The following is a 9,286-nucleotide window of genomic DNA, read 5'->3' on the forward strand; positions in this document are numbered from 1 at the left end:
GATACGAGCCTGGTTCTCGTGCGAGACGCCCGGCAGGGGCCGCGGGTCCCCGCGAGGGACCGGCCGGTGTCCGGCACGGCGGGCCCACCGACTGGCCCGCCGCCCCTCCCGCGATCACTGCAGCCAGGGGCTGCGGCGGACCAGCGGGAGCTTCGCCCAGAGCCTGCCGAGGCCGAGGGTGTCGCCGGCGGAGACGGCGGCCAGGACGATCAGGGCGACGGCGTAGATGAGGTGGTAGTCCACGAACGGGTTCGACGACATGCTCGGCGAGCCGTCCGCGAGGTGCTGGGCCGGCGGCCACTCGGCCACCCACATGAACGCCATCATCAGGATGCCCGCGACGGCCGCGAAGCGCAGTGCGACGCCGACGACGAGCGCCACCCCGACCCCGAGCAGACCGAGCATGAACAGCCAGTCGACCGCCGTGGCCCCGGCCCAGGAGTGGAACGTGGACTCCATCGGGCCGGCGGCTACGGAACTCAGGAAGCCCTTGGTCGGCGAGCCGCCGTCGATCCAGCCCTTGCCGGAAGGGGTGGCGTAGCCGAGCCCGAAGGTCTTGTCGAGGAAGGCCCACAGGAAGACGAACCCGGTGAGCAGGCGCAGGGAGGCGAAGGCGTAGGCCCGGGCGGCGTGGGTGCCGCTGTGTGCCGATACGGCGGACTCGGATGCGGGGGTCGTGTGGTTGCTGCGGGAGGACGGCAGGCGGAAACCCGGGGTGCGGTGCGCGGGCTCGTGAACGGCCATGGTGGTGATTCCTTCGGGGAGAGGCGGGAGTGTCCGGTCCGTGTCTGACGCTCCTCACCCTGGTCCGGTGGGGCGACGACCGCCGGATGCCGAAGGGTCCGTGCCCCAGGGCTGAACGGCCCTTTCCGCAGGGACTGTTGGGGTGCGCGGCCGGTGTCCCCTCGCCGGCCCGGACGAGGGGCCGGGTGGCCCATGGCCGGCCGCCGGGCGTCGGGCGCACGCTGTTCGTGACAGTTGCCACGTCTTGTCGGGAGGCACGCCATGATCACCACCCCCACGCCCGGCATGCCTCGCGCGTTGCCGGTCGAGCACCAGCGGCGGCTCATGGGCTTCGCCCACGAGGTCCCCTTCCCGCAAGGGACCCGCCTGTTCGAGGAGGGCGGCCGGGCCGACCGGTTCTGGATCATCCGCACGGGCACGGTCCAGCTCGACATGCATGTGCCGGGCCGCCGCGCGGCCGTCATCGAGACCCTCCGGCACAACGAACTCGTCGGCTGGTCCTGGCTGTTCACCCCGCACGTCTGGCACCTGGGCGCCGAAGCGACGACCCCGGTACGGGCCTACGAGTTCGACGCCACGGCCGTCCGCCTGCTGTGCCGGGAGGACCCGGCCATCGGCAGCACCGTCGCCCAGTGGGTCGGCGACGTCCTCGCCCACCGCCTCCGCTCCGCCCGGACCAGGCTGCTGGACCTGTACGCCCCGTACGGCGCCGGCAGCCGGGGCTGAGCGCGTGCCGGCTGCCCGGGAAAAAAGCGGGCGCGGGTTCGTGCTGCGAGACCAGCGGTACGGCCGTCGATGCCTGAGAGTGCCGCTCCGCGCACAGCCCGGTCCGGGGAGGGCGACTGGGGCCGGTCGGCCCTAGTGCATCCGGGCCGGGCGAGCAATGATCGTCCTCACGGGCAACCCGCAGGCCGTCCGCCACCGGGGAACGAGGGGTCGTCATGGCCGAGTCACGCACCTTCACGGAGCAGCACCCGATCCGTGTCTTCCTGTTGGACGACCACGAGGTCGTACGACGCGGCGTCACCGACCTCCTCGACGCCGAACCGGACATCTCGGTGGTCGGCGACGCGGCCACCGTCGAGCACGCGCTCGTCCGCTGCGTGGCGCTGCGCCCGGACGTTGCCGTGCTCGACGTACGTCTTCCGGACGGCGACGGCATCACGGTCTGCCGCGAACTGCGCAGCCAGATGCCGGAGTTGGCCTGTCTGATGCTGACGTCGTTCGACGAGGAGGACGCCCTGCTCGACGCGATCATGGCCGGGGCCTCGGGCTATGTCCTCAAGCAGATCAGAGGCTCCGACCTGGTCCAGGCGGTGCGGACGGTCGCCTCGGGCCAGTCGATGCTGGACGCCGCGACCACGGCCCGCCTGATGCGCTCACTGCGTGCCGATCCCGCCGAAACTCCCACCGTGTCACCCGAGTTGGCGAGTCTCTCCCCCCGCGAGCGGGACATCCTCGCCCTGATCGGGGACGGGCTGACCAACCGAGAGATCGGCAAGAGCCTCTACCTCTCCGAGAAGACCGTCAAGAACCACATCTCCCGGCTGCTGGCCAAGCTCGGTGTCCAGCGCCGGGTCCAGGCCGCGGTCCTCGCCTCCCAGCTGGAGCAGCCGCACACCGGCGACCGCCCCACGAGGTGAACTCCGGACCACGCCGTGCCACCCCGCTCACACCCCGACCAACGTCCAAGGATTGGGCCGGGCCAGCGCCAGCCGAGGCTTCCGCGCGGCCCAGTGCCGTACCGCCGTCTCCATGACCGCCCCGGGGTCGTGGACCGTCCGCGTGGGCTCGAAGGGCACAGCCATGCTCGTGTAGCTCTGGAACATGGCGAGCAGCTGGACCGCCTGGTGCTGGAACGGTGACAGGTACTGGTCCGCGAGCGGCAGGAAGAAGCGGTTCCAGGTGCCGGGCGGGACGAACGGGGGCTGCTCGATACCGGCGACGCCGTGCAGCGCGCGGAACTCGTTCAGGGTCCGGCACGCGATGCCGATCATCTCGGCGAGGCGCAGACTCCCGCCGCCGCCCGCGATCACCTCGACGCGCGGCGCGGGCGGGGGAGCGGCGAGCACCGCCGCGGCGACCGCCTCCGCCACCTCGTCGACGGGGCTGATCTCCGCGTAGCCGTCCGGATCGCCCACGACGACCGCGGCGAGGCCGGACACCAGCGCGTGGATGATCGTGTACGGCCCGGAGAAGCGGGCGATCCGCCCGTCGTCGCGCCGGCCCACGATCAGCGGTGGCCGCACGATCGTCAGCGGTCCCGCGTGCTCCTCCCGCACCAGCGACTCGCAGGCCGCCTTCGACCACTCGTAGCCGTTGCGGTACCCCTCGAACTCCGGTCCCCGCAGGTCCTCCTGGGCCCGCGCCCCCGCCACGTACGCCGTCGAGACATGGACGACATGGGTGTCCGCGTCGGCCAGCGCGAGCACCGCCCGCAGCGGGTCCACGTTGGCCGCCACGGCCTCCGCCCTGCTCATCGTCCAGCGGGTGGAGGCCGCGGTGTGGACGATCACGTCCCAGTGGCCCGACAGGGCGGGCGGTGGCGGCTCGCTCCCGATGTTCCAGGCTGTCACCTCCGCGTCCGGCGCCCGTCTGGCCACCCGGGTCAGGGGGCCGGGGCGGGAGGGATCCGCGCGCAGCCGGTCGACGACTTCGGTGCCCACCACACCGGTGGCGCCGGTGACAAGGGTTCGCATGGTGTTGACCGTTCCGTGAGTCGAGTAGGGAGCTTTCAGCGGGCGTCGGTCACGTTGACCGCGAAAGGACGAGGCACGCGTTCTGCCCGCCGAAACCAAAGGAGTTGGAGAGCACGGGCCGCCCGGGCGCGATCGTGCGGCGCCTGCCGATCACCACGTCCACCAGGTCGGCCTCCGGGCTGCCGAGCGTGTTCGCGATCGCCGGGACGACACCCCGCTCGGCGCAGAGCAGACCCAGCAGCGCCTCCAACGCGCCTGATCCGCCGATGAGATGACCGCTCACGCCCTTGACGGCGGTCAGCGGCGGCGACTGTCCCGCGAAGCACCGGTGGACCGCGGCCGCCTCCGACCGGTCGTTGAGCACCGTCGACGTACCGTGCGCGCTGATGTGCCCGATGTCCGCCGGTGAGAGCCCCGCGTCCGCGATGGCCAGCCGCATGCACTCGGCCGCCGTGGCCGCCTCCGGGTCCGGCGCGGCGATGTGGAAGGCGTCGCAGTTGGCCGCGTAGCCGGTGATCTCGCCGTAGATCCTGGCTCCCCTGGCGAGGGCCAGGTCGCGCCGCTCCAGGACGAGTACGGCGGCGCCCTCACCCATGACGAAGCCGTCGCGGTCGGTGTCGAAGGGGCGGCTGGCCCGGTCCGGTTCGTCGCAACGCCGGGACAGGGCCCGCATCTTGGCGAAGGCGCCCACGATGGTGGTCGTGACGGGCGCGTCGACCCCGCCCGCCACCGCGGCGTCCAACTCCCCGTACCGGATACGCCGGGCGGCCTCGCCGACGGCGGTGGTGCCGCTCGCGCAAGCGGTGGCGTAGGTGGCGCAGTTGCCGCGGAAGCCGTAACGCATCGCCACCCGGCAGGCCGCCGAGTTCGCCATGGTCCGGGGGACGGTGTGCACCGGCATCGTCATCGGGCTCGCGCCGTAGTCGAACGTGGTCCCTTCCATCGTCCCCAGCCCGCCCATCCCCGTACCCACCTGGACACCCACCCGCGAGGACGGCAGGTCGGCGAGGGCCAACTCGCCCGCGTCGGACACCGCGTCCACGGCGGCACAGAGCAACAGCTCGGCGGCCCGGTCGAGTTGACGCCGCTCCCGCCGCGTGACGTACGGCTCGATGTCAAACTCCGGTACCAGGCACGCCATTTCGACGTCGACCTGGGGCTCCGCCTCCACCAGATGCTTGGCTACGGCGGCTGTCGACTCGGCGGCGAGCAGCCGCGCGTACGCCGTCTCGACGTCGTTGCCCGCGGGCGACCTGACCCCAAGTCCGGTGACGACGACCCGGGTTCGCCCGGAGGAGGTGCCGTTCATACGGGCCTCCCCATGCGCCGCTCCAGCAGGTCGACGGCGTCGCCGACGGTCCTGGCCTCCACGAGGTCGGAGATCTGGATCTTGACCCGCAGGACGTTCTCCAGCCGGGCGCCGACATCCATCAACTCCAGGCTGTCGATGCCGAAGTCGTTGCCGAGGTCGGTCGTCTCGTCGATGTCGTCCACCTCGGTACCGAGGACGTCCGACACGGCCGTCCTGACGGTGAGGGACAGCTCGGCCCGGCCGAGTACCGGTGTGTCCTGGTCTGTGTCTTTCAGATCCGTGCGGTCCATACGTGTCTCTTTCCTGTGCGCTGTAAGGGAGTTGGCGACATGCGGAGCCCTACCGCTGGTCGCTCCCGCCAAGCCGATCGCCGTGTCGAGGATGTCGGCCGCCTCCGCGATGTCCGACTCGGTGCTCACCAGCGGCGGCAGCAGCCGTACGGTGCCCGGGCGCCCCAGGCACGGCGACACCAGCAGGCCCGCACCGGCCAGCTCGATCACCACCGAGCCGGCCACCGCGGAACTGGTGAAGTCGATCCCGCGCAGCAGGCCCCTGCCGCGGATCCCGGCGATCAACTCGCCGTGCCTGCCCGCGAGTTCGGCCAGGGCACCGTCCAGCGCGGCGGCGATGCGCCCGCCGTGTTCGGCCGCACCCTCGATCGCGGTGAGCGCGGCGGGCAGCGCCGCGCAGCTGAGCGGGTGGCCCCCGAAGGTCGCCGAATGGAGGAACGGGTCGGCGCTCAGCGGGGCGTACAACTCCTCGGAGCAGACCAGGGCCGACAGCGGTACGACCCCTCCGCCCAGCGGCTTGCCGACCAGCACGGCGTCGACGGGCAGCCCGGCCGCGAGGGCGACGGAACGCTCCCCGCAGCGGCGCAGCCCGCACTGGATCTCGTCGGCGATGGTGAACGTGCCGTACCGCGCGGCGTCGGCGCACCACTGGCGCAGGATCTCGACGGACAGCACGGCCGCGCCGTTCTCACCCTGGACGGGTTCGAAGACGACCGCGGCGACCTCCCCGCCCCTGACCTCCCGCAGCACGGCGCCGGGGTCGTCGGCCGGGACGTGCACGACATCGACGGCCGTACCCACCAACCCCCGCCGGTACAGCGGACTGTGGGTGAGCGCGAGCGCGCCGAGCGACTTGCCGTGGAAGCCGCCCTCCACCGCTACGACCCTGCCGCGTCCGGTGGCGAGGCGCGCGAGTTTGACGGCGACCTCGACGGCGTCGGCGCCGTTGAGCCCGAAGTACACCTTGGGCAGGGCCTGTTGGAAGTACTCCGCGAGGTACGCGGCGGCGCGGGCGGCCGTGGGGTTGGCGAGGCTGCGGGTCGAGGTGGGCATCGTGCCGAGCTGTTCGCGTACGGCGGCGAGCACGTCCGGGTGCCGGTGGCCGAGCAGGGTGACGGCGTACGAACCGAAGTCGAGCGCCGTACGCCCGTCGGACAACGTCACCCGGCACCCGTCGCCGGACACCTCGGTGGCGCCCCGGCCCGCGAACGAACCGGTCAGGGCGAGCCGGGGGGAGAGGTGACGCCGGATCAGGTCGAAGGTGTCGGAGGGGGCTCCGATGGTCGTGGTCATACGAGGTCGGGTTCCTCTTCGGCTTCACGGGCCGGCGACGGGACACTCAACTCGGCATCAGCGGCCAGCAGTTGGCGTTCCAGCGCCGACAGCATCTGGGCGGCGTTCTCCCGCAGGGCGTCCGCCGCGACCGGGTTGAGCAGGTCGGCCAGGAGCGGGATGCCGATGTCGAAGGTGACGTCCAGGGAGACCGTGCTGTGCCCGCCGGGCGCGGGCCGTACGGCCCAGTGGCCGACGAACTCGCCCAGGTCGCCGGTGACTTGGCGGAAGTCGAAGCGCCGGGCGACCGGGTCGAGGACCTCGTCCTCGGTCCACTGGAGCACGGAACCCTTCAGCCGTACCGCCCAGGCACTCGTCCGGTGCCGGTCGTCGGTCCGCCGGGTGATCGTGACGGAGTCCACGCTGTCCATGCACGCGGGGAAGGCCTCCACGTCCACGACGGCGGCCCACGCGGTCTCCGGCGGTACGGCGATGGGGAGTTCGACCTCTACTCGGGGCATGCGGAGGGGGCACCTTCCTGGTCGGGGCGGCTCGGAGGACGCGTGGCCCGTGCGGGCGGGTGCGGGCCGAGCGCCTGGGTCCGTGCCGCCGCGAGGGCGGCGGGCAGCAGCCGGCGCAGCACCGCGCGCGGCAGCGGACGTAGATGAGTGATCGCGTACGACTGGTGGATCAGCTGGCAGCCGAACTCGATCTTCGGGGTGTACGCGGTCTGCGCGAAGCGGATGTGGCGGCAGCCCGCGTCGAGGGCCAGGCGGATCGCCGCGTAGTGCACGTTGTGGTAGAGCCGGGCCTCGTGCGCCAGCGTGTAGTCGAGGCCGATGCGCGCGCCGGTGGCGCCGGAGCCGCTGAACAGGCAGAGCAGGAAGGCGACGAGACGGTCGCCGTGTTCGCCGTCGAAGCAGGCCACGAGCCGCCGGTCGGGCCCGGGGGAGGCCGCGAGAGTGGTGAGGAAACCGGCGTCGAGGATGTCGAGCCGCTGGTCCGCCCGGTCCATGACCTGCCGGTAGAGGCCGAGCATCTGCGGTACGAGCGGGCGGAAGTCCTCGACGGTCTCCATCCGCAGCGCCGGGTGCGCGGCGAACTTACGGAGGTTGCTGCGCGCGTTGCGCCGTGGTTTGGCGGGGAGTTGCTCGATGTACTCGTCGAACGAGGCTGCGGACAGCGGGAGTTCGGTGTCGGGCATGCTCTGCGCGGGGAAGAAGCCCGCCGAACTGAGGGCGGTGCGCAGTGGGTTGAGACCGGCCGGGGTGAAGTCCTTGAAGACGACCGTGCCGAGGCCTTCGGCTCGCGCGAACCGGAGCACCCCGTCGACCAGCAGTCGGCTGACCTCGTCGGTGAGCGGCCCGGCGCTGAGGACATGCCCCTGGCCGAGGAGGTTCCCGCAGAAGAGCATCGGCACCCGCAGCAGGTGGGGCGCCAACTTCCGCACAGGGCGCAGGAGTCGGCGCTCGCGCGGGCCGACGATGTCGTCGAGGCGCAGGTCCCGGAAGAGCGCCAGGGGCAGTACGGCCTCGGTGCGCGGGCCTCTGCGGACCACCAGGTAGGCATAACTGTCAGGGCCGATGGCGCCGCCCTCCATGGCCTCGAAGACGGTACGGGACCACAACGGGTCCTCCGGCGGGGCGAGTTCGTGCCAGACCGAGTCCGGCAGGAAGTCGATCGAGCGCAGTACCTCGACCCGGCAGGAGGTGTCGTCGGCGGCGGGCTCCATGGGCAGCCCGCTCCTGTTCGTCGTCAGCACCGCGCTCAACCGATCCGCAGGGGAGCGCCGTTCAGGAACTCCCGCAGGGGCGCGCCCATACGAGCCCGGGACGGCGGGTGGAAGGTGAGCCCGCTGGCGGCGGAGGCGAGGTACGTGCTGTCGGGCGCCGTGATGAACGCCATGCCGCCGAGCGCCGCCTGGCACGCCGTGGTCGTACGGGCGATGGCGTCCTGCGCCGCGTACCGGGCCGACAGGGCGTCGACGAGCAGTGCCTCGCTCCACGCCTCCGTGTCCATGGCCCGGGCCACCGACTCGACGCCGAGCATCGCGGCCTCGATGTCGACCAGGAAGGGCGTCGGGTCCTGCGGGCCGCCCGCCTTGTCGAGAACCCGCTCGACGAGGGCGCTGGCGATCCCGATGTACCCGGCGGTCAGCAGGAGTTCGAACCACAGAAAGCCGGCGATGTTCAGCTCGTCGGGGACGGCGTCGGCGGTGACCTGGGTGAACACCACCATCGCGGGGTCGAGTTCGACATCGGTCAGCACGACCTGGTCGCTCTCGGCGCCCGCGAGGACGGGGGAGCGCCAGAAGGGGCGTACCTCAAGTCCCCGTGATCCGGCCGGGATCAGGGCGACGGCGAGCCGGTCGACCCCGTCCTCGTCCTTCATCATCACGGACGCGGTCAGCAGGTCCATCGAACGGGACAGGCTGCACGGCATCTTGCTGCCGTTCAGCACGATGCTTCCGCCGGCGGTGCGGTGGGCGGTGATGTGCGGGGCGAGGATGTTCTGGCCGGTGTTGCCCTCGGCGAACCCGGAGGCGAGCAACAGCCCTTCCTTGGCGATGGCTTCGAGCAGCAGGCCTTCCGCGCCGGTGCCCGTGCCGGTGCCGTTGCCGTACGCGGCGGCCTGGACGAGTCCCGCGATCGAGAAGTGGTGCATGGTCGTCGCCACCGCGAGCGAGGGGCAGCGGGAGCCGACGGCTCGCTGTACGCGTACGGCTTGGAGGGGGGTGGCGCCGATCCCTGAGTTCTCGGTGGGCACCAGCAGGGCGGGGCCGCCTGCCGCGCGGAACTCGGTGATGGCGGGGCTCGGGGTGCTCTCCAGTTCGGCCAGCGGGAGTTGGGCCAGCGCCGCGTCCAGGCCTGGCAACAGGGCGTCTGCGGTGGCGCGTTCGTGGTGCAGGAACTTCACGGGGTGCCTCTCGTCCGGTGGGGGCGGTGGCGGGGGCCGGTGGGTGGATGGCC

General features: G+C 72.1%; 9 protein-coding genes. 2 read left to right on the top strand and 7 right to left on the bottom strand.

Annotation, left to right across the window (positions count from 1 at the left end; translation table 11 throughout):
* Positions 1–114 precede the first annotated feature (114 nt).
* Positions 115–744, bottom strand: coding sequence for a DoxX family membrane protein (locus OO69_RS34015; protein ID WP_033284729.1), 630 nt, complete (start codon positions 742–744; stop codon positions 115–117).
* A gap of 261 nt (positions 745–1,005) precedes the next feature.
* Between OO69_RS34015 and OO69_RS34020 the strand changes: the two genes are divergently transcribed.
* The gene (locus tag OO69_RS34020) at positions 1,006–1,470 is read left to right on the top strand and encodes a Crp/Fnr family transcriptional regulator (protein WP_033284730.1); all 465 of its coding nucleotides are present in this window, start codon (positions 1,006–1,008) and stop codon (positions 1,468–1,470) included.
* 215 nt (positions 1,471–1,685) lie between these two features.
* Complete coding sequence (locus tag OO69_RS34025) at positions 1,686–2,387, top strand: response regulator (RefSeq protein ID WP_033284731.1); 702 nt, start codon at positions 1,686–1,688, stop codon at positions 2,385–2,387.
* 27 nt (positions 2,388–2,414) lie between these two features.
* Here OO69_RS34025 and OO69_RS34030 read toward each other — a convergent pair whose 3' ends face one another.
* The 6 genes from OO69_RS34030 to OO69_RS34055 all read right to left on the bottom strand — a co-directional run.
* Positions 2,415–3,443: an SDR family oxidoreductase gene (locus OO69_RS34030; RefSeq protein ID WP_033284732.1), complete on the bottom strand. Its 1,029-nt coding sequence runs from the start codon at positions 3,441–3,443 to the stop codon at positions 2,415–2,417.
* 49 nt (positions 3,444–3,492) lie between these two features.
* Positions 3,493–4,752, bottom strand: coding sequence for a beta-ketoacyl-[acyl-carrier-protein] synthase family protein (locus OO69_RS34035; protein ID WP_033284733.1), 1,260 nt, complete (start codon positions 4,750–4,752; stop codon positions 3,493–3,495).
* Positions 4,749–6,338, bottom strand: a complete 1,590-nt coding sequence (locus tag OO69_RS34040; protein ID WP_078652677.1) for an aminotransferase class III-fold pyridoxal phosphate-dependent enzyme — start codon at positions 6,336–6,338, stop codon at positions 4,749–4,751. Before OO69_RS34040 ends, OO69_RS34035 begins: the two co-directional genes overlap by 4 nt.
* Positions 6,335–6,838 (bottom strand): type II toxin-antitoxin system RatA family toxin, encoded by a 504-nt coding sequence (locus tag OO69_RS34045; protein ID WP_033284734.1) that lies wholly within the window; start codon positions 6,836–6,838, stop codon positions 6,335–6,337. Before OO69_RS34045 ends, OO69_RS34040 begins: the two co-directional genes overlap by 4 nt.
* Positions 6,826–8,049 carry a GNAT family N-acetyltransferase gene (locus OO69_RS34050; RefSeq protein WP_033284735.1) on the bottom strand — a complete coding sequence of 408 codons (1,224 nt, stop codon included), beginning with the start codon at positions 8,047–8,049 and terminating at the stop codon, positions 6,826–6,828. Before OO69_RS34050 ends, OO69_RS34045 begins: the two co-directional genes overlap by 13 nt.
* 35 nt (positions 8,050–8,084) lie before the next feature.
* On the bottom strand, positions 8,085–9,286 hold a 1,202-nt coding region (locus OO69_RS34055), incomplete at its 5' end, for an acyl-CoA dehydrogenase family protein (protein ID WP_324604573.1).

Source organism: Streptomyces sp. NRRL F-525 (genome assembly GCF_000716605.1).
Taxonomy (GTDB): Bacteria; Actinomycetota; Actinomycetes; order Streptomycetales; family Streptomycetaceae; genus Streptomyces.

Excerpts from the sequence above, each read along its gene's own strand:
- OO69_RS34015 (WP_033284729.1), bottom strand. The coding sequence starts at position 744 with ATGGCCGTTCACGAGCCCGCGCACCGCACCCCGGGTTTCCGCCTGCCG.
- OO69_RS34020 (WP_033284730.1), top strand. The coding sequence starts at position 1,006 with ATGATCACCACCCCCACGCCCGGCATGCCTCGCGCGTTGCCGGTCGAG.
- OO69_RS34025 (WP_033284731.1), top strand. The coding sequence starts at position 1,686 with ATGGCCGAGTCACGCACCTTCACGGAGCAGCACCCGATCCGTGTCTTC.
- OO69_RS34030 (WP_033284732.1), bottom strand. The coding sequence starts at position 3,443 with ATGCGAACCCTTGTCACCGGCGCCACCGGTGTGGTGGGCACCGAAGTC.
- OO69_RS34035 (WP_033284733.1), bottom strand. The coding sequence starts at position 4,752 with ATGAACGGCACCTCCTCCGGGCGAACCCGGGTCGTCGTCACCGGACTT.
- OO69_RS34040 (WP_078652677.1), bottom strand. The coding sequence starts at position 6,338 with ATGACCACGACCATCGGAGCCCCCTCCGACACCTTCGACCTGATCCGG.
- OO69_RS34045 (WP_033284734.1), bottom strand. The coding sequence starts at position 6,838 with ATGCCCCGAGTAGAGGTCGAACTCCCCATCGCCGTACCGCCGGAGACC.
- OO69_RS34050 (WP_033284735.1), bottom strand. The coding sequence starts at position 8,049 with ATGGAGCCCGCCGCCGACGACACCTCCTGCCGGGTCGAGGTACTGCGC.